The organism is Streptomyces sp. AK08-02 (genome assembly GCF_033795085.1).
Classification (GTDB): Bacteria; Actinomycetota; Actinomycetes; order Streptomycetales; family Streptomycetaceae; genus Streptomyces; species Streptomyces echiniscabiei.
The window spans coordinates 91,568-117,168 of the sequence record NZ_JARAZV010000028.1 but is presented as its reverse complement, the minus strand read 5'-3'; the positions used below and the strand labels follow the sequence as shown (position 1 = coordinate 117,168).

The window sequence follows — 25,601 nt, the reverse complement described above, 5'->3', positions numbered from 1 at the left end:
CCCTCCCGGAGGCCGGCCGGCCCTGTTGTCTGTCCGACTGCTAGCTGAGGGCCTTCCTGAACTTGTCCCAGTCCTTGATGGACTGCCGGTCGCCGTAGCCCCGGAACACCCTGCCGCCGAGACTCTTGATGAGCTTTCCTGCCGCTCCGCCGAAGCCGCCGATGGCGGCGCCGATGAGGGTGGCCTTGATGGCGCCCTTGATCGTGTAGCCGTGGCCGCCGTGGTGGGTCCACCAGTAGCGGGCGAAGCCGGTGATGCCGCCGCCGACCGCACCGCAGATGATGGGCCCGGCGAAGGGCGCGCAGATCGCGCCGACCAGCGCTCCGATGCCCGTCGTGAAGACGCTGCACCAGAAGCCGCAGCTCCTTGCCTTCTTCCGCCCGTCCAGGTCGTACGAGCCGACCGGGTCACCGGGGTAGACGTAGGAGTTGGCGTTCGCGCCGTAGACCGGGTCGGTCTGCAGGAACCGGCCGAGGGCCGGGTCGTAGGCACGGGAGCCCAGGTAGCCGAGGCCGCTCACACCCGAGGTGGACCGGGCGTATGCGCCGAGGTAGCCGTAGGTGGCCGCCGTGGTGGCGTCCAGCCGCTGCCCGTACTCGTCGTAGTGCTGGACCGTGGCGGCCACGCTGGTGTCCAGCGGTTGCTGGACGATCACGTCGCCGTGGATGTTGGCGAACTGGAGGACCGTTCCGCCACTGGCCGTGGTCTGGGCGGCGAGGCTGCCGGAGAGGTCCTGGACGCCGCGGCCCACGGTGCCGTCGGTGGAGGTCCAGGCCGACCGGTCGCTGTCGTCGCCGTAGTGGTTGGTGGTGGTGCCGGTCGTGCTCCAGGTGCCGTCCGTGGCCTGGGTCTGGGCGGACCGGACGGCGAGCCGGCCGGCCGCGTCGAGGGCCCAGGTGCCGCGGTCGGTGCCGACGGTCTCCGTACGCACCAGGTCGTTGGTGAAGTACGTCAGGCTCCGGGTGTCGGCGGTGGTGGTCCGGCCGAACGCGTCGTAGGCGTAGCCGGAGTTCACCAGACGGTTGGCGCTGTCGTACGCGTACGTCGTGGTCGCCGTGGTGGCGTCGGCGGTGCTGCTGTCGCAGTCGTCCGACGTGGCCGTCAGGGCCGTGCGGTTGCTGTTCCCGTCGAAGATGTAGGCACGGGTGGTGCAGCCGGTGGACGTGGTGTCGCTCGCCCGGGTGAGGCGGCCGGCGTCGTCGTAGGTGTAGTCGGAGCGGGTGGTCGAGCCGTCGGTCTGGGTGTGACCGGCCCGCTGGCCCGTGACCGTGTACCTGGCCGAGTCGGCGAGGAGGGTGGTGCCGTCCGCGGCCGTGTAGGCGCGGTCGGTCTCCTGACCGGCCGGGTCGGTCGTGACCGTCAGGGTGTGACTGCCGGGCAGGGTCTCGGAGGTGAGGGTGCCGTCGGGGTCGTACGTCCCGGTGAAGGTGCCCGCGACCGAGTCCGTGACCGTCCTGAGGTCACCGGTGGTGGCGTAGGCGTAGGTGACGGTCGACGGGGCGGAGTCGGTGGACTTCACCTTCCGGTCGAGCGCGTCGTACGCCGTGTTGGTGGTGTTGCCCGCGCCGTCGTCGTAGCCGATCCGGCGGCCGAGGCTGTCGTAGGTGTAGGTGATGGTCTGGCCGTTGGAGGTCAGCGAGGCGAGCTGCCCGTTGGACGCGTTGTACGCGTACGTGACGGCCGGTGTGTCCGTGCCGATGCCTCCGGTGACCGCCGTCCTGGTCGTGCGGCCGGCGCCGTCCACCGTGTTGGTGGTCGTACGGGTCACGGAGCCCGAGGTCTCCGACTTCACGGCAGGCTGGCCCCAGCGGTCGTAGGTGTAGACCGTGGTGACCGCGGTGGCCGGGTTGCTGCCACCGCCGGTGATCGTGGCCGCGGGAGCGGTGCTGCAGAGCAGACCGTCCCACTCCGTCGACGCGCAGGTACCGGTGGAACCGGCTTGGTAGTAGGTGTAGTTGAGGGCAGAGGCGTCCGAACCGGTGGACGCGGCGGTCCGGGTGGTGGCCACGCGACCGGCGGCGTCGTACGTCGCCACGATGTCCGTGGTGTCGCCGCCCACGGTCTTCAGCTCCTGGCCGGTGGACCAGTCGTACGTGGTGGTCACCGTGTGCGTCTCGGCGTCGGCCGCGTAGCCGGCCAGCGCGGCACCGGTCACGGTGGAGGTGACCAGCCCGGAGACGGCGGCGCCGCTGGTCCGGTTCTCGTCGTAGGTGTACGCGGTGTGTGTACGGGCCGGGGTCACCGAGCCCGCCGCCAGGGTGGACTCGGCGGTGGTGCCGGCGAGTTCCTTGGTGAGCGTGATCTCGTGCAGCGGACCGTACTCGTCGTTCAGGCGCTCCCCGTCCGCCGAGTACTCGGAGACGGTGGCCAGTCGGCGGGCGCGGTCAGCCGTGGACAGGCCGTCCAGGCCGAGCGCGGTCAGCCGGTCGTCGGCGCTGCTGAGTGCCAGCTTCCGGTTGGCGGCCGTCAGTTGGGTGACCGTGTTGCCGAACTCGTCGTACTCGGTCGTGGTGATGGCACCACCGGGTCCGGCCCGGTTGGTCTCCGCGCCGTCCGCGTTGATGTAGGTGATGCTCGCACGGTCGTACGCGGTGGCCGTGAGAGCGCTGCCGGTGTTGGAGGCCGGGACGGAGTCCGCCGGGAAGACGGCGGTCGCGTCGGTGGGTGCCTCGTCCTGCGCCCAGGTGGCCACGGTCGTGGTGTCCATCTGGTACGGGGCGGCTGTGCCGGAGAGCGGCACGTCGTAGACGACCGAGGTGGCCGCCGTGCCCGAGGTGGTGCTCGCGGAGCCCTCGGCGAGTGCCGGGCGGGAGGCCTTGAGCAGCATGCCGGGGCCCGAGGTCAGCGCCGAGCCGGCCGTGCCGTAGGTGAACGTCCAGGGGAGTTCACCGGGCTGGGTGGACGTGGCCACGCGGCCGTTGGTGTCGTAGGTGTACTCCGTCTTCAGCGCGGGGCTGATCCGGGGGTCCCACACCTGGCGCAGCTGGCCGGAGGCGTTGTACGCGTAGGAGGCGATCGTCTCGGCGGTCGAGGCGGAGGCGCCGGGCGTGGTGGCCCACAGCTTCACCGAGGCGACCTGGCCGGCGTAGTCGCCGAGCGCGCCGGCGGTGGCGGTGGTGGCCGTCGCGTAGACGTACTCCAGGACGCGGCAGCCCTTGGTGGCCGGGGTGGCCTGGCAGGTGGCCGCGGTGACCGCGCCGGTCGGGGATATCACGTACTTCGGACGGGCCAACGTCTTGCCGCCGACCGTGACCGTCTCCGAGGCGACGGTGACGGTGGTGTTGTTGCCGGCGGTCGCGGAGGAGGCGAGCGTCCAGGTCGTCGCGGCGGTGGCCGCCTTGGTGAGGACGGTGACGTCCGCGTCGTCGTTCTTCAGCGTGAAGGTGGTACCGGTGAGCGAGCCCGTCAGGGTCAGGGATCCCGCGCCGGTCTGCGGCTGCCAGCCACCGTCGCTGGTCGCGGTGAAGGCGACCGAGGTGCCGTCCGCGCTGAGCAGTTCCACCGAGGTGTCGGAGGTCTTGCGGAGCTGCGTGTAGTCGGTGCCGGACGCGGCGACCGAGGAGTTCCAGCCCGGGCCGAAGATCGCTGCCTGGCCCTCGGTGTCGGTGCTGTTGGCACGCGAGGAGTACGTCCGGTCCACGCTCGCGGCGAAGGCGGAGGCGTCCGTGGCCGACAAGGTGTAGTCACCGGTCAGCTCGTTCACGTCCCCCGGCCCGACCTGGGTGGTCGGTGCGGTGCCCGCGTCGCGGTCGAGGGTGACGTCGGTGGTCTGGGAGTAGCCGGTGGTGGTGCCGTTGGTGAAGGCGGCCCGCAGCTGGATGACGCCGTCCTCGGTGAGGCTGTTGACGGTGTTCCACACGAGCTTGGTGGCGGTGCCGCTGCTGACGGCGACCGGCCAGGCGGACACTGCGGCGCCGGCGGCGGTCACGTCACCGACGGGCACGGTGCGCCAGGAGTCGGTCTCACCGCGCCGGTACTGCCACGTCACCCCCGTGTAGGAGGTGAGGCCCTTGGCGGCGAGGGTCAGCCGGCGGGCGGTGCTGTCACCGTCGGCCGGGGAGAGGATCGCCGCGCCGTCGGCGCCGACGCCGAACGAGTAGGCGGTCGTTGCCGTCGACAGGTTGCCGCCGGAGTCGATGGTGCGCGCGTACAGCGTGTGCCAGCCGTTGGCCGGGTTGATGCTGATCGTCTGCGCGTCGCCGCCGGTGCCGTTGGTGGTGTCGAGCTTCTTGTTGGGCAGGGACGAGTCGTCCAGGCCCCACTGGAAGCCGGCACCGTCCGTGGCGGCCGTGGTGAGCGTGCAGGACACGGCGGCCGAGGCCTTCGCCGTCCAGCCGTTCTGGGTGTACGTGTCGCAGGTGACGGTCGGCGCGGCAGGCTTGGCCGTGTTCAGCACGAACGTCGTGTAACCCGACCACGCGCCGAAGTCGGTGCCGTCGTAGGCGCGTGCCCGGTAGCGCAGGTGGCTGCCGGCCGGGAACGCGGACGCCGTCGGGATCGCGAGGGTCGAGGTGGAGCCCGAGGCCACGGTCTTGCCGTACGCCGTGTACGCGTACGTCGTGTCCGCGTAGGCGGGGTCGGCGGTGATCTCGTACTGCGCCTGGGAGTTGGAGCCGTCCGGGTCTGTCACCTTCGACGACAGGGTCGGGGTGAGCGAGGTGACGTATCGCTTGCCGTTGTAGGAGTTGACCTGCGAGGGCGCGATGGCGGTCGAACTCGGCACCGCCGGGTAGGAGTTGTACGTGACCGTCAGGTGAGGCTCGGTGGAGCCGTCGCCGGAGACGTAGTTGGCGGAGCGGTAGCGGCGCCAGGTGGTGGAGTCGGTCTCCGAGGCGCCCGCGATCCGCACGCCCTGGTTGGTGGCGCCGTCCGCCCACGCCTGCACGATGGCGTCGATGTCGAAGTTCATCGTGCCGGCCGGGCAGGAGGTGCTGTAGCCGAGCGCCGCCTTGTTGGTCACGGCGCCGGTGGCGGTGGTGGCGGGCTGGGCGGCCCAGGTGATGTCGGCCGAGGTCCAGGTCCCGGTGATCCGCCGCACCTCGGTGCCCGCGCCGGTGGTGTCACAGGTCGAGGAGTAGTACGAGTACAGGGCGAGGTTCGTGTCGGTGATGTGCTTGCCCGTGAAGGGCGACACGTCGAACTTCATGTAGGCGCGGGCCTTGGTGGTCCCCGCGTCGTACGTACCCGACTTCAGCTCGTCCGAGGAGATCTGCGAGTCGGTGTAGTTCGTGGCCACCCAGGTGTCCGTGGTCACGGCGAGGGTCGTGGTCGGGTCGACGGTGACGGGATACGTCAGCTTGTTGTCGGTGAAGTAGTCGGCGTCCGGGGTGAGGACGAGAGTCTGCGACCCGTCCGCGGCCGTCTCGACCTTCGTGGCGACCCTGGCCTGGTGCTTCGACTCGCCGGACCTGCGGTCCTTGGAGGAGTCCCACATCATCGGCGCGGGCGCCTCGGCGACCAGCTTCCCGGCCCTGTCCTTCAGGAGCAGGTGACCGGATTCGGCCACCGCCAGCTCAAGTCCCTTGAGCCGCATGGGTATCCGGTACTCCAGCGGACCGGTGGGCGCCTTGTCCAGGATCACGTTCTGGCTGAAGCCCTGCGACAGCGCGGTGACCGTCAGGGTCTCGCCGTCACCGAGTGCGTAGGAGGCGGTGTCGTCCTTCACGGACGGCGTCGGCAGCTTCGACTCCCAGCCCATCCCGAACGACCGCGCGCCCTTGGTCACCGACGCCAGCGCGGTGTCCCCGCCGTCGGAGACCGCGATGTCCGCCGCCGCCACGTCCGGCTCCAGCGCCGCACCCGCGTCCGACAGCGAGGTGTCGATGTTCCGCCAGACGCCGTCCACCTTCTGCCGGATCGGCGCCGCGTACGTCGATGTCTGCAACTGCCCGTTCGGCAGCGCGTACGTCGTCGACGACGCCGAACGCTCCGACAGCACCTCGATCTTCCGGCCCTGCAGACGGGCCGTCAGCAGCGCCGCCGCGGTCGAATCGGCCGTCGAGGCGGCCGACTTGGCGGCCGACTTGGCGGCCGTCGACGTCACCTTCGCGGTGCCGGAGTCGGCGGCCGCGAAGGCCTGGCCCGAGCTCAACGACACCAGTGCCGCTTCGGCCGCGAGCACGGCCGCCACCGCCAGCGCGGTCCGCCGTAGCGATGTCCCGGTTGTTCTGTCCCGCCCCCGTGAGGCAGGGAAGACACGTCTTCCCTTGAGTCCCATGCACACTCCTGTGATCACGCCCCGACACCTCATGCGTCCGGAGCGGGGCTGATCAAAGCAGTGCCTGGTAAAGAGTTCTTCATGGCTTCACCACTCGTTGCACACAGTGATCCTCAGATCCTCCTCAATAGCCTTGACTCGAATTCGATCAACAAGTTTCGGCCACGCGGAAGTTGACCTTCCGCTGAGGGTTTCCTGTGGGACCACTTCGACGAATGGGACACCTCGGACCCGACCCCGACGAGCGGACCCCGGACTCACGGGTCGCGCCGGAGGTTCCGGCGACCGTGAACCTTTATCGACCCGTGATCCTCACTGGGTGTGATCAGGGGTTGCGATCAGGCCTGCCTGGACGCCAGTTCCACCACGGTGATGTCCGACGGCGCCCCCACCCGCGTGGGCGGACCCCAGGCGCCGGCGCCCCGGGAGACGTACAACTGCGTGTCCCCGTACCGCTCCAGGCCCGCGAGGGTGGGGTTGGCGAGGTCGGCGACGAAGTTGCCGGGCCACAGCTGGCCGCCGTGGGTGTGGCCGGAAAGCTGCAGGTCGACGCCGTGCTCGACGGCGTCGTGGATCTGCACCGGCTGGTGGGCCAGCAGCACGCTCGCCCGTGAGGTGTCCCGGTCGCCGAGCGCCTTGGTGAAGTCGGGGCCCTGGCCCTCGCTCTCCCCAGCGATGTCGTTGACACCGGCGAGGTCGAAGGCGGGCAGTTCGACGCGGGCGTTCTCCAGCGGGCGCAGACCGAGCCGCCGTACCTCGTCGACCCACTGCTGCGCGCCGGAGAAGTACTCGTGGTTCCCGGTCACGAAGAACGCCCCGTGCCGTGCCCGGAGTTGGGCGAGGGGGGCGGCGGCCGGGCCGAGGTCCTTGACGCTGCCGTCGACCAGGTCGCCGACGACGGCGATCAGATCGGGCTGGGTCGAGTTGATCGTGTCGACGACCTTCTGCGCGAAACCCCGGCCGAGGACGGGCCCGAGGTGGATGTCGCTGACGACGGCGATCCTGAACCCGTGGGCGCCGCGCGGGAGTTTGGCCAGCGGCACGGTGACGCGCTTCACCCGGGGGCCGCGCAGGACGCCGTACGTGCCGTAGCCGACGGTCCCGGCGGCCACGGCGGCGGCCGAACCGGCGACCACCCGGGAGACGAAGAGACGCCGGGAGGGCGCGGCGAGGAGACGAGGGGAGTCCGGGGCGCCGGAGGTGGTGCTGCCCGAAGCGCCCTGAGTCTCGGGGGCATCGGGGGCGTCCGAGGTGCTCGAGGCCCTCTCGGCACCCTTGGCCCCCTCGGCGGCTTCCGGGCTCTCGGGTGCCCCAGCCGGTACGGTCTCCGCCTTCCGGAGCCGCAGAGACGGTACGGGAGCCCGGGCCGGCCCGCGCCGATCGAGGAAGCGTCGCAGCAGTGGCCGTACGACCTCGCCCGCGATCAGGGCCAGCCCCAGATAGACGAACAGGGCGAGCCACAGGAAGCCCGGCCAGGCCAGTGTGCGCTGGAGCCAGAAGGGCGCCCCGCCACGCTCGGCGGCCAGGGCCGCGACCATCATGACGGGCAGCGCGACGAACACCACCGTGCCGGCCCGGCGGGCGAGGCCGGGCCCCGCCGTCGTGTCGCGCACCAGACGGCGCCAGACGTACCAGTGCAGGCCGACGAGAGCGGCGAGCGCCGCGAGCCCGGCGAGCAGAAAGACGATGACCATGCGGGTGTGTCTCCCGTTGTTGCGGGTGGGTCTCCCGTTATGAGGTCTGACGCAAAGCGCGCAGTCCGCGCAACCCGATGCCCCCGACGACCGTCCCCAATACGAAGGAGACGACCGCGAGCACCAGATGCACCCAGAAGTACGTGGTCGGGGTGCCCGCGTCGTCGAACGCGAGTCCGCTGCCGTCCTTGACCAGATTCTTGATGAAAGTGACCCAGATGACCCAGCTCCACACCCCGAAGGCGAGCAGGAACCAGGAGACGGGGCGGCTGAGCTTCATGAGCCCAGTATCGCCGCCCTCCTCCGGGTCCTTCGGCCGGGGTGGGCAGGGCGGTACGACTTCCCGGGCCGGTACATGTACGTTCTCGATCGTGTCCGCCTCGAAAAAGACCGCCAAGCGCTCCTTGCTGGTCACCTCCGCCACCCTGTTGTCCGCCGCGCTGATCGCGCCCGTACCGGCGTTCGCGGCTCCCAAGCCGACTCCGAGTCCCACGCCGTCGGTGACTCCCCCGGCGAAGATGTCGAGCGTGGGCGGGGAGCGGCTCGGCCTGGCCGGGACGCAGGTGAACCTCTCCGACGGGGTGCCGGTGATCCCCAAGGACATCACCGCCCGCTCGTGGATCGTCTCGGACGCCGAGTCCGGGGATGTGCTCGCCTCCCACAACGCGCACTGGCGGCTGCCCCCGGCCAGCACGCTGAAGATGCTGTTCGCCGACACCGTGCTGCCCAAGTTCCCGAGGACGATGAAGCACAAGGTCGCGCCCTCCGACCTGGCGGACGTCGGCGCCGGTTCCAGCATGGTCGGCATAAAGGAGAAGGAGACGTACACGGTCCACGACCTGTGGCTCGGTGTCTTCCTGCGCTCCGGCAACGACGCGGTGCACGTGCTGTCCCACATGAACGGTGGCGTCGCGGCCACGGTCAAGGAGATGAACGAGCACGCCGAGGAGCTCCAGGCCCTCGACACGAACGTGGTCAGCCCGGACGGCTACGACGAGCGGGGGCAGGTGTCGTCGGCGTACGACCTGACGCTGTTCGCGCGCTCGGGGCTGCAGAAGAAGGATTTCCGCGAGTACTGCTCGACCGTTTCGGCCAAGTTCCCGGGCGAGACGAAGAAGAACAAGCAGGGCAAGCTGGTCCGCGGGTCCTTCGAGATCCAGAACACCAACCGGCTGCTCGCCGGTGACTCGGACATCTCCGTGTACCAGGGCATCGCGGGGGTGAAGAACGGCAACACCACCAACGCGGGCGCCACCTTCACGGGGGTGGCCGAGCGGGGCGGCAAGGTGCTGCTGGTCACGGTCATGAACCCGGAGAAGACCGAGCACAACGAGGTCTACAAGGAGACCGCCAAGCTGCTCGACTGGGGCTTCCGGGCCGCCGGGAAGGTGCAGCCGGTGGGTGAACTGGTCGCTCCCAAGGGCGCGACGGGGGCGAGCGCCCAGCCCAGCTCCGACTCCGGAGAGGCGGGGGGCGGCTCCGGCGACGAGTCCGGCACGGACGGCTCCTCCGCGTCACCGGTCGCGAAGGCGTCCTCCGCGTCCGGGACCGACGGACGCGGGATGGGCGTCGCGCTCGGGATCGCCGGGGGCGTAATGGTGTTGCTGGCGGGCGCCGGGTTCCTGATCAACCGCCGCTGGCCCCTGCCGGAGCTGGTGCGCCGCCGCCAACGATGACGGGCGTGGGCCGCGCTGGACACAGCCAGCAAACGGGCGGGCGGGCGGGAAACACGGCCTCGGCGGAACCGGCCCGAAGCTGTGCACGCCGGCCCGGCTGAGACGCCTCGGCCCGCGCTGGACAGAGACCGTAAACGAGCGGGTGGGTGGGTGAACACGACCTCGACTGGAGCCGCGTTCACCCCTCACTCTCCGGACGACTCACCCCCGTCGCCGTCCACGCCGCACAGAACAGCACCAGTTTCGACGTCAGGTTGATCCACAGCAGCAGCGCGACAGGAACGCCGAACGCGCCGTACATACTCTTCGCCGCCACGCCCTGCATATAGCCGCTCAGCAGCAGCTTCAGCAGCTCGAACCCCGCCGCCCCCATCAGCGCGGCGACGACCAGCCGGCGCCGGGTCGGCTCGACGCCGGGCAGCAGGGTGAGGACATACAGGAGCAGCAGGAAGTCGGCGAGTACGGCGACGGCGAACGCGGCGAGGCGCAGCAGGACCGCGCCCCAGCCGGCCTCGTCGATACCGAGTCCCCGTGCCGCCCAGCCGACGGCCGCCGAGGCGACGGTGGACGCGGCGATCGTGACGAGGACGGCCCCGCCGAGCCCGACCAGCACGCCGGTGTCCTTGACCTTGCGCAGGACGGGGTTCCCCTCGTCCTCGGGCACCTCCCACACCGCCCGCAGACACTCCCGCATCGAGCCGACCCAGCCGATGCCGGTGAACAGCAGCACGGCGCCGGCGATCAGGCCGATCGTCCCGGCGTTCTGGACGAGAGCGTTGATGTCCAGCTGCTCGGAGATGCCGGGCACCTGCTCGGAGATCTTGTCCTGGAGCTCGTTCTGCCGGCTGGTGCTGAGCGTGGCGGCGGCGATCGCGGCGGCCACGGTGAGCAGCGGGAACAGGGCGACGAAGCTGATGAAGGTCATCGCCGCGGCGAGACGCGACCACTTCACCCGGTCGAGGCGCTCGTACGACCGCCAGATGTGTGTGGCGGTCAGGCGGACGACGATCGGTCCGACGCCGGGGAGCTTCTTCAGCCAGTCCATAGGGAACTTCTACCCTGCGGGCGCCGGATCTCGTGGTTCTACCTGGCCGTGGTTCTACCTCGTCGTGGTTCTACCTGGCCGGAAGCGGGCCGCGCTCCACATGGGCCGCCTGCGGCGGTACGAACGACCCGCCGAAGCTGAACTCGCGCAGCTTGCGCCACACCGCGTCGGCCCCCTGCTCGTAGAGCGCGAAGCCGGTGCAGGGCCAGGCGGCCTCGTAGTCGGCGAGTTCCGCGTAGGCGCGGTCCATCGCCTCCTCGGCGATGCTGTGCGCGACCGTCACATGCGGGTGGTACGGGAACTGCAGTTCGCGTGCCACGGGCCCGGAGGCGTCCCTGACCTGCTTCTGCAGCCAGGTGCAGGCCTCCGCGCCCTCGACGATCCGGACGAACACGACGGGCGAGACCGGCCGGAACGTGCCGGTCCCGGAGAGCCGCAGCGGGAACGGCCGGCCCGCGGCGGCCACCTCCAGGAGGTGTGCCTTGATGGCGGGCAGCGCCGCGGAGTCGACTTCCGTGGGCGGCAACAGGGTGACGTGAGTGGGGATCCCGTGAGCAGCGGCGTCGCCGAAGCCCGCGCGCCGCTCCTGGAGCTGGCTGCCGTGGGGCTCCGGGACCGCGATCGACACACCGATCGTTACGGTCCCCACGTCGTCTCCTGTTCGTCGTCTCGGTGTTGCTCGTGCTCTGTCGCCGTATGGGCTGTTGCTCATATCGGCTGTTGCTCGTACCGGTCGGCTATCGACTGTACGGCCACGGCGGGTCCGCGGGCAGGCGCAACCGTAGTGATGTGCAGCGCTCTGGTGCCGCTTCGTGCGCCGTGCGGTGGTACAGGTACCCAGGGGACCGCGGATCAGTGCTTCGCGGGCAGGAAGCCGACTTTTCCGTAGGCCTGGGCGAGGGTCTCCGCGGCGACGGCCCGTGCCTTCTCCGCGCCCTTGGCGAGGATCGAGTCGAGCGTCTCCGGGTCGTCCAGATACTGCTGGGTGCGCTCCCGGAACGGCGTCACGAAGTCGACGACGACGTCGGCGAGGTCCACCTTGAGCGCACCGTAGCCCTTGCCGTCGTATTTCCGCTCAAGTTCGGCGATGTCCGTGCCCGTGAGGGTGGAGTAGATGCCGAGCAGATTGCTGATGCCGGGCTTCTCCTCGCGGTCGAAGCGGATCACCGTGTCCGTGTCCGTGACCGCGCTCTTCACCTTCTTGGCGGTGGTCTTCGGGTCGTCGAGGAGGTTGATGAGGCCCTTGGGCGTGGACGCCGACTTGCTCATCTTGATCGACGGGTCCTGAAGGTCGTAGATCTTCGCCGTGTCCTTCATGATGTACGGCTTCGGGATCGTGAAGGTCTCGCCGAAGCGGCCGTTGAAGCGCTCGGCGAGGTCACGGGTCAGCTCGATGTGCTGGCGCTGGTCCTCGCCGACCGGCACCTCGTGCGCCTGGTAGAGCAGGATGTCGGCGACCTGGAGGATCGGGTACGTGAACAGCCCGACGCTCGCCCGGTCGGCGCCCTGCTTGGCGGACTTGTCCTTGAACTGGGTCATCCGGGACGCCTCGCCGAAGCCGGTGAGGCAGTTCATGATCCAGGCGAGCTGGGCGTGCTCGGGGACATGGCTCTGGACGAACAGCGTGCAGCGGTCCGGGTCGAGCCCTGCGGCGAGGAGCTGGGCGGCGGCCAGCCGGGTGTTGGCCGTGAGCTCCTTCGGGTCCTGCGGGAGCGTGATCGCGTGCAGGTCGACGACCGTGTAGAACGCGTCGTGGGACTCCTGCAGGGCCACCCACTGGCGCACGGCGCCGAGGTAGTTGCCGAGGTGGAACGAGCCTGCGGTGGGCTGGATTCCGGAGAGCACGCGGGGACGGTCAGAGGCCATGTTCACCATTCTCTCAGAGGGCGAGGGTGGGTTTGGCCCGGGAGGTGGGGGGTGGTTCGGTGCGTCGGGGACTGCGGACCAGTTGTGGCTGGTCGCGCAGTTCCCCGCGCCCCTTGCGTGGCGCTGCCCCGGAAGGGGGCGATCAGCCGAGGTCGATCTCCGGGTACAGCGGGAAGCCGGCCACCAGGTCGGTCGCGCGGCGGGAGATCTCGTCGGAGATCTTCGCGTCCAGGACGTGGGACGCCTTGGAGGTGGCGCCCGACTTCGTGGTGCCCGGCTCGGCGGCGGTGAGGACGCGGTCGATCAGGCCGGCCACCTCGTCCATCTCCGCCGTGCCCAGGCCCCGCGTGGTGAGCGCGGGGGTACCGATGCGGATGCCCGACGTGTACCAGGCGCCGTTCGGGTCGGCGGGGATGGCGTTGCGGTTGGTGACGATGCCCGAGTCGAGGAGCGCGGTCTCGGCCTGGCGGCCCGTGAGGCCGTAGGAGGAGGCGACGTCGATCAGGTTGAGGTGGTTGTCGGTGCCGCCGGTGACGAGGGTGGCGCCCCGGCCCATCAGGCCCTCGGCGAGCGCACGGGCGTTGTCGACGATGCGCTGGGCGTAGTCCTGGAAGGCCGGCTGCCTGGCCTCGGCGAGGGCGACGGCCTTGGCGGCCATGACGTGCGGAAGGGGGCCGCCGAGGACCATAGGGCAGCCGCGGTCGACCTGGTCCTTGAGCGAGTCGTCGCACAGGACCATCCCACCGCGCGGGCCGCGCAGGGACTTGTGCGTGGTGGTCGTGACGATCTGGGCGTGCGGGACCGGGTCGAAGTCGCCGGTGAGGACCTTGCCCGCGACGAGGCCCGCGAAGTGCGCCATGTCGACCATGAGCGTCGCGCCGACCTCGTCGGCGATCTCGCGCATGATCCGGAAGTTCACCAGGCGGGGGTACGCGGAGTAGCCGGCGACGATGATCAGCGGCTTGAAGTCACGGGCCGACGTGCGCAGCGCCTCGTAGTCGATGAGGCCCGTCGCCGGGTCGGTGCCGTAGGACCGCTGGTCGAACATCTTGCCGGAGATGTTGGGGCGGAAGCCGTGGGTGAGGTGGCCGCCGGCGTCGAGGGACATGCCGAGCATGCGCTGGTTGCCGAAGGCCTGGCGCAGCTCGGCCCAGTCGGCGTCGGAGAGGTCGTTGACCTGGCGGGCGCCGGTCTTCTCCAGGAACGGGACCTCGACGCGGTCGGCGAGGACGGACCAGAAGGCGACGAGGTTGGCGTCGATGCCGGAGTGCGGCTGGACGTAGGCGTGCCGGGCGCCGAAGAGCTCGCGGGCGTGCTCGGCGGCGAGGGACTCGACGGTGTCGACGTTGCGGCAGCCTGCGTAGAAACGGCGGCCGATCGTGCCCTCGGCGTACTTGTCGCTGAACCAGTTGCCCATCGCGAGGAGGGTGGCCGGGGAGGCGTAGTTCTCGGAGGCGATCAGCTTGAGCATCTCGCGCTGGTCGGCGACCTCCTGGCCGATGGCGTCGGCGACGCGCGGCTCGACGGCGCGGATCACGTCGAGGGCGCTGCGGAAGGCGGTGGATTCCGTGGAGAGAGCCTGGGTGGAGAGGGGCTCACTTGAGCGTTCGGCTGACATGGGGACCTCCGGACGTGGCGTTTCGGCGTTCACGGCTCGGCCCAGGCGCACGGCACTCACTCACGGACCCCGGCAACGGGTTGCGTCGGTCCTGGGGCCGCTTCCCGATGGTCGGTCCCATCCCAGCGCGCCAGTCACGGCCCGCGGGCAGCCTACCGGGCAGGTCGGATGACCGGGCCGCCCTGTCCACCATACGAGCGATGCCCGCCGGTGCGGGTGACGGCGGGCGTCACAGGATGACGTGGGGCAGGAAGCGGGCGTACTCGTCCGTGATCAGGCCGGCCGACTCACGGATGCCGAGGCCCGCCGACTCGTTCTCGACGACCCAGGCGCCGAGGACGACGTGGTTGCCGTCGAAGGCGGGCAGGGGCGCCAACTCCTGGTAGCAGCACGGGTTTTCGGGGTCGGGTACGGCGAGGGAAGCGGGGGTGGGCCCATGGGCGGGGGTGGGACCTGGGGTGGCGTGCGGCTCGTGGACCGTCACCCCTGCGCCCTCGCGGCCCAGCAGCGGCTTGGCGACGTAGCCGGTGGTGTGTGCCAGTTCCCGGGGGCCGTCCAGGTAGGCGGGGAGGAGGTTGGGGTGGTCCGGGTAGAGCTCCCACAGGACGGCGAGGAGGGCCTTGTTGCTGAGGAGCATCTTCCAGGCCGGTTCGATCCACAGGGTGCTGCCCGTGCCGCCGCCGTTGTCCAGGGTGTCGAGGACATGACCGGCGAACTCGTCGGAGGTGAGCCACTCCCACGGGTAGAGCTTGAAGCAGCTGCGGATGAACCGGAGTTGGTTGTCGACGAAACGGCCCGAGAGCGGGTCCCAGCCGATCTCCTCCATGGAGATCCAGTCGGTGTCCAGCCCCGCCTGCTCCGCGGTCTCCTTCAGATACGCGACGGTCATCAGGTCCTCCCCGATCTCGTCGGCGGCGGAGTGCGCGAAGTGGAGGGGGCTGCCGGGCGGGAGGAGGGCCGCCTGTTTCTTCCAGGCGGCGACGAGGCGTTCGTGGAGGGAGTTCCACTGGTCGGCGCCGGGGAAGCGGTCCTCCATCCAGAACCACTGGGGGGCGGCGGCCTCGACGAGGGAGGTGGGGGTGTCCGCGTTGTACTCGATGAGTCTGGCGGGGCCCGTGCCGTCGTAGCGGAGGTCGAACCGGCCGTAGACGGACGGCAGTTCGGCACGGCGGTGCCAGGCCTCGGTGACCGCTGCCGCGATGCGCGGGTCGGTGATGCCGAGGTCGGCGAAACGGTTCGCGGTGACGATGTGGTCGGCCGCGGCCAGGCACATGGCGTGGAGTTCCTCGACGGTCTCCTCCAGCGCCTCCACCTCCGGGAGCGAGAAGACGTAGTACGCGCTCTCGTCCCAGTAGGGGCGCAGGGAGTCGTCGGGGTGGCGGGTGAGCGGATAGATGAGCCCCTGCTCCTCGACGGTCCGCTGCCAGTCGGGGCGGGGCTCGATCGTGTGGCGCCGCACGGCGGGGCTCAGCCGCCCGAGCCGCTGTCGCCGCCGCCGAAACCGCCGCGGTGGACGCCGGTGCGGCTGCTGTCGTCGTCGCCGCTGCCGCTGCTCCCGGAACCGCCGCCGCTCTTGCCGGACTTGGTGAACGAGCCGCCCTTCACCCAGCCGGACTTCTTCTTGCCGCCGTAGTAGTGGGCGGCGTTGACGGCCGTGACGGTCTTGCAGTTCTTCTCGGCGACGATCTTGTAGCCCTTGGCGGCGCGGTAACTGTCGCGGTCGACGCAGCGCTTGGCGGGGTCGTCGGAGGAGCAGGCGGTGAGGGCGGCGGCAAGCAGGCCCACACCGCCCAGGACGACGGTTCCCGAGCGGAGCTGTCTGCGCGTCTTTCTGCTTGCGTCGGCCATGTCATGTCTCCCCGTTGGCGTTTGGTGCAGCTTAGGGATCACCTGAGGACCGCGCTCGACTGACCCCCTGTTCCTCTCGCCCGCAGCCCTCCCGCCTAGAGTCGCTTTGTGCTCTTTGGAATGGTGTGCGCGCTCAGCGCGGCGGTCTGCTTCGGTACGGCGACGGTGTTGCAGGCGGTGGCCGCGCGGGCGGCGGCCGGAACCGACCCGACGGGGAGCGGCGGGCCGGGTGACGACGCGGCGTTGTTGTTGCGGGCGTTGCGGCAGTGGCGGTACATCGCCGGGCTGGCCCTGGACGGGCTCGGCTTCGTCTTCCAGATCGCCGCGCTGCGGTCCCTTCCGATCTACGCCGTCGGCGCGGCGCTGGCCGCGAGTCTCGCCGTCACCGCGGTGGTCGCCGCCCGGTTGCTGCGGGTGCGGCTGAGCGGGATGGAGTGGGCCTCGGTGGGGGTGGTGTGCGCCGGGCTGGGGATGCTGGGGCTGGCGTCGGGCACGGAGGGGGACCGGGCGGGAACGGACACGTTGCGGTACGCGATGCTCGCGACCGGTGTGGGCGTGCTGGTCCTGGGTCTGCTGGGCGGGCGGTTGCCGGAGCGGGGGCGGGGGCTGCTGCTCGGGTTGGGGGCCGGGTTCGGGTTCGGGGTGGTCGAGGTGTCGGTGCGGCTCGTCGACGACGTGTCGGTGGGGGCGCTGGTGACGAACCCGGCGGTGTACGCGCTGGTGGTGGGGGGTGGGTCGGCGTTTCTGGCGCTGACGTCGGCGTTGCGGCGGGGGGCTGTGACCGTGCCGACGGCGGGGATGGTGATCGGGGAGACGATCGGGCCCGCGTTGATCGGGGTGGTGTGGCTGGGGGACCGTACGCGGGAGGGGCTGGGGTGGCTGGCGGTCGCGGGGTTCGGGGTCGCCGTGGTGGGGGCGTTGGCGTTGGCCAGGTTCGGTGAGGCGCCGGAATAGGTGTTTCGCCCCCGCCGCCCCTACCCGTCCCATCCTGTACCTGGGGGCTGCGCCCCCAGACCCCCCTTTCGGCCCTGAAGGGGCCTCGTCCTCAAGCGCCGGACGGGCTGGGGGGCGGGCCTCGTCCTCAAACGCCGGACGCGCTGGGGGTACGGGCCTCGTCCTCAAACGCCGGACGGGCTGGGGGTGCGTGCCTTGTCCTCAGGCGCCGGACGGCTGAGGGTGCGGGCCGGTGACAGGGAATCGCTCACCCCATCGCGTCCACCACCCCGTCCCACAACCGCACCCTCGCCTCCAGCGCGTCCGTCGCCGTCTCCGCCGCCTCCGTCCAGTGCTTGTCGCTGGTCCCGCACAGGTCCGCGACCATCTGCATCGCCATCGGCGTGTGCTCCTCGCCGTCGACCTCGATGTGGCGGGAGAGGTAGTCGCGGAACAGGGGGAAGCTGTCGGTGCCCTCCTCCTTGATCACCTGGTCGAACATGTCCGGGATCAGGTCCTCGCGGGAGAAGGCGAAGGCCGCGGCCCGGCAGTGCAGCGGGCGGTCCTTGATGATCTCGAACGTGGTGCGGACGAACTCGGCTGCGGGAGCGGGGACTTGGGCGACTCGTAGCGCCGAGTCCACCGCGTGCCCCTCCCCCACCAGGGCGATGAACGTGTCGATACCGGACGTGTCCGCCGTCGCCTCGCTCATGCCGGCCCGGTAGAGCTCGAAGTGGCTGGTGAAGCCGCCGTTCAGCTCGTCGCTCTCCTCCACGAGCACGATGTCGTTGATGAGGCGTCGGCTCACCTCCGATCCGCGCGGCACCCAGGGGACGTCGACACAGGTCAGCTCCCGCTGCAGCGACTTGAGCAGGGACATGAAGTCCCACACCGCGAAGACATGGTGTTCCATGAACGTCGCCAGGTGTTCCCTGGTGTTTATCCGCTGGTAAATCGGGTGGGCGGTCACTTCTTTTCGCACCGGTTCGATCACGGACCGGGCCCGCTCGATTCCCTCGTGGGTCATATCCCAGTCGTACCTGGACATGAAATCTCCCTCGCGTCGGCCGAATGGCGATCGTGCAGCTTTCCCGCTCTCCGGGGCAAGCCCTTTCCTGAATTCCAGGAAAGTTACCCCGAGTATCACTCGAAAGAGCACAGCAAGACATCCTAAAAGGCGATAAAAAGTTACCTTCCGGACATCCTCGCGGAGGTTTGGAAAATCTTCGTTGAATATTTGAGCGCGACCGCCTCCCGCTGCGTATACGACGGCGTGACCAGGAATCCCGTCACCATCACGGTGGCGTATCAAGTGATCCCGGGCCGCGAGACCGAGTTCCACTCCTGGGGGTGGGCCGTGCTGCGTGCGACCGCGCGCGAGCCGGGATTCCTTGGGGGTGGTGTGCTTGTCGACGGAGAGGCGGAATGGCATGTGGTCTACCGCTTCGACAGTGAAAGTACGGGCGTGGCCTGGGAGAACTCCGTCGCCTGGGCCCAGTGGGCCGCCAAGGCACAGGGGCTCGCCCGGGAGACCGGACGCCGGAGCGTCCAGGGCTCCAGGACATGGTTCGAGTCCCAGACGGACTCGCCGGCCGCCGCCCCGGCGCCGCCACGGCCTCCGGACAAGTGGAAACTCTGGCTCGTGAATTTGAGCGCGGTTTTTCCGCCTATCCTCATATTCAACCTGGTCGTTCTCCCCTACCTCGGCGGAATCAATGCGATCATTCGCACGCTATTACTGTGTCTGGCTGTGACGGCACTCGTCACTTATATCCTCATGCCACGTCTTCAGCGCTTTTTCAAGAAATGGCTGTATCCACCGCTCCAGGCGCTCCGTGGACGGCACAAACGGAAGACCGCGTGAACGGCGGCATGAACGATGCAAGGGAGGTGGGCGTGGTGAAGACCCTGCTCATCGACAATTATGACTCGTACACGTACAACCTGTTCCAGCTGATCGCGGAGGTCAACGGCGAGGAGCCGTCGGTGATCCGCAACGACGCGCTGACCAGCAGAATCGACAGTCTGCTGGAATTCGACAAGTTCGACAACGTGGTCGTCTCCCCGGGCCCGGGACACCCCGCCACTCCCCGCGATTTCGGGATCAGCGCACGTGTACTGGCCGAGTCCCGGATACCCGTACTGGGCGTCTGCCTGGGCCATCAGGGGATCGCGCTCGGCGAGCACGGCGGGATCGAACCCGCCCCCGAACCCCGGCACGGGTACCTCTCGACGATCCGGCACGACGAGCGGGACCTCTTCAAGGGCCTGCCGCAGAACTTCACCGCCGTGCGCTACCACTCCCTCGCCGTGCGCGAGCCGCTGCCCGACACCCTTGAGGCCACCGCCTGGGCCGAGGACGGCGTGCTGATGGGTCTGCGGCACCGCACGCGCCCCCTGTGGGGAGTGCAGTTCCACCCGGAGTCGGTCCTCACCGAGTACGGCCGCCGCATGCTCATGAACTTCCGCAACCTCACGGCGGAACGCGCCCGCAAGCTCCGTGCCAAGAACACCGCCGTCACCCGCACCGCGGCGGCGATGCCCGAGCCCTCCTCCCCGGTGCTCGTCCCCCGGACCACCCGCATTCCCGCCCAGCGCCGCTCCCCCCAGCAGCGTCCCACCCACCGTCTCCACACCCGCCGGATCGCCACCGCCGTGGACACGGAGGCCGCGTTCGGCCGGATGTACGCCGGCTCGCCGCGCGCGTTCTGGCTGGACAGTTCACAGGTCGAGAAGGGGCGGTCGCGGTTCTCGTTCTTCGGGGACGGGTCCGGCCCGCTCGCCGAGTTCGTGCGCTACGACGTCACGAGCGGCGTCTGCGAGATCGAGCGGGCCGGACGGCCGACGCGCAAGGTCAGGGCGAGCGTCTTCGACTATCTGAAGCGTCAGTTGACGAACCGTCATGTCGACGCCACCGGCCTGCCGTTCGACTTCACCGGTGGCTACGTCGGCTACTTCGGGTACGAGACGAAGGCCGACTGCGGAGCTTCGCCCAACGTCCACCGGGCCCAGACCCCCGACGCCTGCTGGCTGTTCGCCGACCGGCTGATCGCGGTGGACCACCAGGAGGGCTACACGTACGCGGTCTGTGTCGCCGAGGACACTCCGCAGGCCACGCTGGAGGCCGCCGACTGGCTCGGCAGCGCCCTGGCCGAGCTCTCCTTCGTGTCCGGTCAGCAGCCGTCGGCGCCCCTGCCGGCCGCCGAGCCGGACCCCGCCGCCGCCGAACCGTGGCTGGTGCGCGACCGGGCCACCTATCTCGCCGACATCGCGGCCTGCCGACGGGAGTTGACGGCCGGCACGAGTTACGAGGTCTGTCTGACCAACGCGGCCCGGATGCCGGCCCCACGGGACGCGTACGACTACTACCGGGTCCTGCGCCGGGTCAACCCGGCTCCGTACTCGGCCTTCCTGCGGTTCGGGGACCTCGATGTGGCCGGCTCCTCCCCCGAGCGGTTCCTGCGGATCACCCGGGACGGCATGGCCGAGGCCAGGCCCATCAAGGGCACCGCCCCGCGCGGCCAGGACCCGGCGGAGGACGACCGTCTCCGCGACTCGCTCGCCGCCGACGACAAGACACGCGCCGAGAACCTGATGATCGTCGACCTGCTCCGCAACGACCTGGGCCAGGTCTGCCGTACCGGCACGGTCCGCGTCTCCCGGCTCATGGTCGCCGAGACGTACGCCACCGTGCACCAGCTCGTCTCCTACGTCGAGGGGCGGCTGCGCGAGGGCACCGGCGCGGTCGACGCGGTCCGCGCCTGCTTCCCCGGCGGCTCCATGACCGGCGCGCCCAAACTCCGCACGATGGAGATCATCGACTCGCTGGAGACCGAGGCCCGAGGCGTGTACTCGGGGGCTCTCGGCTATCTGGGATGCAGCGGCGGCGCCGATCTCAGCATCGTCATCCGGACCGCGGTGATCGCCGACGGCGAGATGCAGCTGGGCGCGGGCGGCGCGATCGTCCTCGGTTCGGACCCGGACGCGGAGTACGACGAGATGCTGCTGAAGACGGCCGCGCAGATGCGGGCATACGAGGAGTACCAGCAGCGGCACCAGGACGACCGGGAGCACGAGAAGTACTCCGAGCGCTCTGAGCACTCGGAGTACTGGAAGTACGGGGAGCACCCGGAGTACGAGCGGTCCTCGTCCCTGTCGATCGCCGCCGAGGAGGCCGCCCGGTGACGATCCACCCGTCCACCACCGTTCCCCCCGCGCAGACGCCCCTGTCCGCGCCCTTCCCCGCCGATGCCGACGCCCCCGGCAACCTCGCCGCCCATCTGGCCGCGCTGTCCGAACGGCGGGGCTGGAGCGACCGGGCCGCCTTCCACCAGAGCCGGCAGGGCCACCGGTCCTGGACGCACGGTGAGGTGCACGACCTGGCCGCCCGTACGGCGACGGTGCTCGCCCGGCACGGGGTGGCCGCCGGCGACCGGGTGGTCCTCGCACTGCCCGACGGCATCACCTGGGTGACCGCCTTCCTCGCCGTCGCCCGGCTCGGTGCAGTGGCCGTCCTGGTCAACCCCGAACTCCCGGCCGCCGAGCACGCGTTCATGACCGAGGACGCCGAGGCCGTGCTGTGCGTGACCGGGCCCTGGATGGAGGAGGGTGCCGGAGAGGCGGAACGTTTCGCGGGCCGGCCCCTCCTCGGCGCCGACCAGCTCGCCGCCCTCGCCCCCACCGCCGAACCGGCCGCCGGCGCCCACCCGGTGGACGCGCACACTCCCCTGTACGTGCAGTACACGTCCGGAACCACCGGGCATCCCAAGGGAGTTGTGCACTGTCACGGCGACCCGAAGACCTACCACGACCTCATCGGGCGCCGTCTGCTGCGGATCACCCAGGACGACGTCACCCTCTCCGTCTCCAAGCTGTACTTCGCCTACGGCTTCGGCAACGCCTTCGTCTTCCCGCTCTTCTCCGGCTCCTCGGCCGTCCTGGTCGACCGGCGTCCGACCCCGGCCGCCATCGACGAACTCGTCGCCCGGCACCGGGTGACGCTGCTCTACTCCGTGCCGTCCGCCTACGCGGCCCTGGTGGCCGACCGGGGGAACGACCACCAGGCCTGCTTCGCCTCCGTACGGGCCGCCGTCTCGGCCGGAGAGGCGCTGCCGGACGGGCTCGGGCAGCGGGTCGGCGAGCTGCTCGGCGCGCCGGTGCTGGAGCAGATCGGCTCGACGGAGGCCGGACACGCCTTCTGCGCCAACAGCCTCGACCACAACCACCCCGGCACGGTCGGCCGCCCCGTCCCCGGATTCGAGGTCGAGCTGCGCGACCGGGCCGGGCTTCCGTTGTCCGAGACCGAGGTCGACGGCGGTGGTGAGGGCGAACTCTGGGTGCGGGGGCCCACATTGACTAGCGGATACCTCAACCGGCCGGAGGACAGCGCCCGTTCACTGGTCGGCGGCTGGCTGGCGACCCGCGACCGGGCGGTGCGTGAACCGGACGGCAGCTACCGGCATCTGGGCCGCGCCGACGACATGGAGATGGTCGGCGGCATCACGGTCTCGCCGCTGGAGGTGGAGGCCGTATTACGCACCCATCCGGCGGTGCGGGAGATCGCCGTCGCCGCTCTCACCGACGAGCGGGGCTTCAGCAGACTGCGCGCCTTCGTCGTCCCCGTCGGACCGGCCCGGGCAGGGCTGGAGACGGAACTCATCGAGCTCGCCCGCGCCCGTCTCGCCGCCTTCAAGGTCCCCCGGAGTGTCAGCTTCGTCCCGTCGCTGCCCCGCACCTCGACGGGCAAGCTCCGCCGCCACCTGGTCCGCCAGGGCGCCTGGTGAACACGGCGACAACCCCGCCCACCACGCCGACCGCGACCACCGCGACGACGGCGGCCAACGCGACCACCAGCCTTACTTCAGAAGGGAACGGGCGCATGCCACAGCCGCAGCCCCTGCTCGCCGACCGCGGTTTCTATCTGGGCCCGGTCTTCCGGCGCGCCGCCGACCGCCACGGAGCCGTCTTCGTCACCCTGGACCGGCCGCTCGACGTCAGCCCCGACCTCGGAGTCGATCTCAGCTACGCCCAACTGGCCGACCTGGTCGAGGAGTTGTCGGCGCGGCTGTGGGCGGCCGGGGTGCGGCCCTCGGAGGAGGTGGTCGTCCACAAGACGGACAACGTCGACATCGTGCTGCTGACCTGTGCCGTCTCCCGGATCGGCGCGGTCCCGGTGCTGCTCTCCCCCGGCCTCGCCGGACCGGTCGTCGGCCAGCTGCTGGCCCGGCTGCACCGCCCCTGGCTGCTCACCGACAGCGCCAAACTCACCGGTCCGCTGAGCGAGTTGGACCTCTCCCCGCTCGTACGCAGGACCCTCGCCGTGAACGCCGACGCGGGAGCCGACGCCGACGCGCCCGGCGCCGAGCCGCTGGCCATGTACGCCGGTGCCGAGCCCGCTGCCGCCGTCCGCCTCCACCCCCGCGAACCCGCCCTGATCACCCACAGTTCGGGCACCACCGGCATCCCCAAACTCGCCGTGCACTGCGCGAACACCATGTGGAACCGGCTCGTACCGCAGCAGGCGATGGGCTGGCCCACGCGCGGGGAGACGGCCGCGCTGCACATGTCGTTCGTGCACTCGCGCTTCTACCATCTCCTCGGCGTGCTCCTGCACTTCGGCAGCCCGCTGCTCCTGATCACCGACCCGACCCCGGCCGCCGTGGGCCCCCTGCTGGCCCGCCACCGCCCGGGCATCGTCGAGACCCACCCCAACACCTTCGTCCTGTGGGAGGAGTTGGCGGACGCGCCGGGTCAACCGCTGTCGCGCGTACGGTCGTACGGCTCCACGTTCGACGCGATCCACCCGCGGACCGTACGACGGCTGCTGGGCGCCTCGAAGCGCCGTAGCGCCTGGCTGATCCAGCTGTACGGGCAGAGCGAGACCGGGCCCGTCGCCTTCCAGTGGTTCACCCGGCGCAGTGTCGCCAAGGCGGACGGCCGCCGGGTCGGGATCGGGATACCCGGCTTCACCCGGGTCCGGGTCACGGACGACGACGGCCGGCCCGCCGCGCCCGGCAAGCCGGGTCGCATCGAGGCCCGTACGCGCGGACGCATCCTCACCTACCTCGGCGCCCGCGAGCAGTACCAGCGCCAGCTCGACGGCGGCGGATGGTGGCAGATGGGCGACATGGGGTACCGGAGCAGGCTCGGCGCGCTGTATCTCATCGACCGCGAGGTCGACCAGATCGACTCCGTGCACAGCAACCTGGAGGTCGAGGACACGCTGATGGACCGGCTGGAGGAGCTGCGCGAGGTCGTCATCGTGCCGGGCGCCGACCGTGAGCCGGTGCCCGTGGTCTGCGTACGGGACGAGCTGCCGTTGGACCCGGACCGCTGGCGTCAGGCCACCGCCGATCTGCCGACGATGGCCGAGCCCCGGCAGTGGCGGTTCGAGGAGCTGCCGATGACGGCGACATGGAAGGTGAAACGGGTGGAGATCACCCGCATGCTGGCCGAGGGCGCACGCGCATGAACCCCCCGGAACAGGCGGCCGACCGGATCCTGGTCGTCGGCGCGGGTCCCGTCGGTCTCTCCGCCGCCCTCGGTCTGCGCGCCCACGGGCTGCCCGTCGTCGTCCTGGAGGCGGACCCCGAGGACCGTCAACGCCCGGGCAGCCGCGCCCTGTTCGTGCACCGCGAGACCCTGCGTCTGCTGGACGGAATGCGCCCGGGCCTGGCCGCCGAGTTCACGTCGTACGGGCGTACGTGGCACACCCGCCGCACGCTGTACCGGGGCCGCGAGGTCTACTCCCGCACCTTCCCCGAGCAGCCGAAGGCGTCCGCCACCACCCCGCCCTTCACCAGCCTGCGCCAGGTGGACACCGAGCGCTTCCTGCGCGCCGCCTGCCGGGACGCGGGGGTGGAGTTCGCGTGGGGCGTACGGGTGACGGGTGTCAGCTCCTCACCGACCGGGGTCACGCTCACCGACTCCGACGGCGGCGTCTGGCACGGCACCCATGTCGTGGCGGCCGACGGCGCCCGTTCCGCCGTACGGGCGGAGCTGGGGATCACCATGGAGGGGACGCGCTCGGAGGGGTTCCACGTGGTCGTGGACGTCGCCGACATCCCCGGCGCCGAACTCCCCCTGGAGCGGGTCTTCCACTACGAACACCCGGGCGTGGGCGGCCGAAGCGTGATGCGCGTGCCCTTCACCGGCGGCTTCCAGGTCGACCTCCAGTGCCGCGACGACGACCCGCAGGAGGCGTACGGCACGGAGGAGGCCGTACGGAACTGGCTGCCGGGGGTGCTGGAGGCGCCCGGGTACGGGAACCAGATCCTGTGGGTGTCGACGTACCGCTTCCTGCGCAAGGTCGCGGACGCCTTCACCGACCGGCACCGGCGGGTGCTGCTCGTCGGAGAGGCGGCGCATCTGTTCCCGCCGTTCGGGGCACGCGGGATGAACAGCGGCATCGCGGACGCGGCGGCAGCAGCGGAGGCGATCGCGGCGGTGGCCAGGACTGGGCTGGTGGGAGCGGTCACCGAGTTCGCCGAAGTACGGCACGCGGCGGCCGTGTTCAACAGCGCCGCCGCCGGCAACGCGCTGGACCACCTGCGTCCACGGCGCCGGATCGTCCGGGCCAAGCAGCGCGCTGCGGCGGCCCTCGCACCGATGCTGCCGTGGTGCGGATCGTGGCTGGAGCACGCACCGTACGGCCCCCGGAACGGGGCACCGGCGGTGGCGGGCCGCAAGTACTGACCGAGTATCA

The 25,601-nt window shown here is 70.5% G+C and carries 17 protein-coding genes; 7 read left to right on the top strand and 10 right to left on the bottom strand.

Annotated elements, in window-relative coordinates:
- Window positions 1-40 precede the first annotated feature (40 nt).
- The 3 genes from PV734_RS42055 to PV734_RS42045 all read right to left on the bottom strand — a co-directional run bounded on the left by PV734_RS42055 (window position 41) and on the right by PV734_RS42045 (window position 8,191).
- Window positions 41-6,217 carry a DNRLRE domain-containing protein gene (locus PV734_RS42055; protein ID WP_319294678.1) on the bottom strand — a complete coding sequence of 2,059 codons (6,177 nt, stop codon included), beginning with the start codon at window positions 6,215-6,217 and terminating at the stop codon, window positions 41-43.
- 338 nt (window positions 6,218-6,555) lie between these two features.
- Window positions 6,556-7,911, bottom strand: a complete 1,356-nt coding sequence (locus PV734_RS42050; RefSeq protein ID WP_319294677.1) for a metallophosphoesterase — start codon at window positions 7,909-7,911, stop codon at window positions 6,556-6,558.
- Window positions 7,912-7,948: 37 nt separating this feature from the next.
- Window positions 7,949-8,191 carry an SCO4848 family membrane protein gene (locus PV734_RS42045; RefSeq protein ID WP_319092434.1) on the bottom strand — a complete coding sequence of 81 codons (243 nt, stop codon included), beginning with the start codon at window positions 8,189-8,191 and terminating at the stop codon, window positions 7,949-7,951.
- A gap of 91 nt (window positions 8,192-8,282) precedes the next feature.
- Here PV734_RS42045 and PV734_RS42040 point away from each other — a divergent pair, with 91 nt between their 5' ends.
- Entirely contained in the window at window positions 8,283-9,587 is a 1,305-nt protein-coding gene (locus tag PV734_RS42040; protein ID WP_319198814.1) for a D-alanyl-D-alanine carboxypeptidase, read from the top strand.
- A gap of 178 nt (window positions 9,588-9,765) precedes the next feature.
- On the opposite strand, the gene PV734_RS42035 is transcribed toward PV734_RS42040, so the two are convergent.
- From PV734_RS42035 to PV734_RS42010, 6 genes are all read right to left on the bottom strand, one after another.
- Window positions 9,766-10,632 carry a YihY/virulence factor BrkB family protein gene (locus PV734_RS42035; protein ID WP_319092436.1) on the bottom strand — a complete coding sequence of 289 codons (867 nt, stop codon included), beginning with the start codon at window positions 10,630-10,632 and terminating at the stop codon, window positions 9,766-9,768.
- Window positions 10,633-10,702: 70 nt separating this feature from the next.
- A complete protein-coding gene (locus tag PV734_RS42030; RefSeq protein ID WP_319294676.1) occupies window positions 10,703-11,281 on the bottom strand; it encodes a 2'-5' RNA ligase family protein in 579 nt (192 codons plus the stop codon).
- A 203-nt stretch (window positions 11,282-11,484) separates the two neighbouring features.
- Window positions 11,485-12,498, bottom strand: a complete 1,014-nt coding sequence (trpS, locus tag PV734_RS42025; protein ID WP_319092438.1) for a tryptophan--tRNA ligase — start codon at window positions 12,496-12,498, stop codon at window positions 11,485-11,487.
- Window positions 12,499-12,640: 142 nt separating this feature from the next.
- On the bottom strand, window positions 12,641-14,116 hold the full coding sequence (locus tag PV734_RS42020) for a glycine hydroxymethyltransferase (RefSeq protein WP_319294675.1): 1,476 nt from the start codon (window positions 14,114-14,116) through the stop codon (window positions 12,641-12,643).
- A gap of 229 nt (window positions 14,117-14,345) precedes the next feature.
- Entirely contained in the window at window positions 14,346-15,575 is a 1,230-nt protein-coding gene (locus PV734_RS42015; protein ID WP_319294674.1) for a glutathionylspermidine synthase family protein, read from the bottom strand.
- A gap of 8 nt (window positions 15,576-15,583) precedes the next feature.
- Window positions 15,584-15,964 (bottom strand): hypothetical protein, encoded by a 381-nt coding sequence (locus tag PV734_RS42010; protein ID WP_319294672.1) that lies wholly within the window; start codon window positions 15,962-15,964, stop codon window positions 15,584-15,586.
- A gap of 120 nt (window positions 15,965-16,084) precedes the next feature.
- Between PV734_RS42010 and PV734_RS42005 the strand changes: the two genes are divergently transcribed.
- Entirely contained in the window at window positions 16,085-16,918 is an 834-nt protein-coding gene (locus tag PV734_RS42005) for a hypothetical protein (protein WP_319092611.1), read from the top strand.
- A 247-nt stretch (window positions 16,919-17,165) separates the two neighbouring features.
- Here PV734_RS42005 and PV734_RS42000 read toward each other — a convergent pair whose 3' ends face one another.
- Window positions 17,166-17,945 (bottom strand): DUF3050 domain-containing protein, encoded by a 780-nt coding sequence (locus PV734_RS42000; protein WP_319092442.1) that lies wholly within the window; start codon window positions 17,943-17,945, stop codon window positions 17,166-17,168.
- Between the two features lie 189 nt (window positions 17,946-18,134).
- Here PV734_RS42000 and PV734_RS41995 point away from each other — a divergent pair, with 189 nt between their 5' ends.
- The 5 genes from PV734_RS41995 (at window position 18,135) to PV734_RS41975 (ending at window position 25,591) form a co-directional block, all read left to right on the top strand.
- Window positions 18,135-18,761 carry an antibiotic biosynthesis monooxygenase gene (locus PV734_RS41995; RefSeq protein ID WP_319092443.1) on the top strand — a complete coding sequence of 209 codons (627 nt, stop codon included), beginning with the start codon at window positions 18,135-18,137 and terminating at the stop codon, window positions 18,759-18,761.
- A gap of 8 nt (window positions 18,762-18,769) precedes the next feature.
- Window positions 18,770-21,082, top strand: a complete 2,313-nt coding sequence (gene pabB, locus PV734_RS41990; RefSeq protein ID WP_319294669.1) for an aminodeoxychorismate synthase component I — start codon at window positions 18,770-18,772, stop codon at window positions 21,080-21,082.
- The gene (locus PV734_RS41985) at window positions 21,079-22,680 is read left to right on the top strand and encodes a benzoate-CoA ligase family protein (protein WP_319294667.1); all 1,602 of its coding nucleotides are present in this window, start codon (window positions 21,079-21,081) and stop codon (window positions 22,678-22,680) included. Before pabB ends, PV734_RS41985 begins: the two co-directional genes overlap by 4 nt.
- A 95-nt stretch (window positions 22,681-22,775) precedes the next feature.
- Window positions 22,776-24,368 carry a class I adenylate-forming enzyme family protein gene (locus PV734_RS41980; protein WP_319294665.1) on the top strand — a complete coding sequence of 531 codons (1,593 nt, stop codon included), beginning with the start codon at window positions 22,776-22,778 and terminating at the stop codon, window positions 24,366-24,368.
- Complete coding sequence (locus tag PV734_RS41975; protein ID WP_319092448.1) at window positions 24,365-25,591, top strand: FAD-dependent monooxygenase; 1,227 nt, start codon at window positions 24,365-24,367, stop codon at window positions 25,589-25,591. The genes PV734_RS41980 and PV734_RS41975 overlap by 4 nt, the downstream gene beginning before the upstream one ends.
- The last annotated feature ends 10 nt before the right edge of the window (window positions 25,592-25,601 follow it).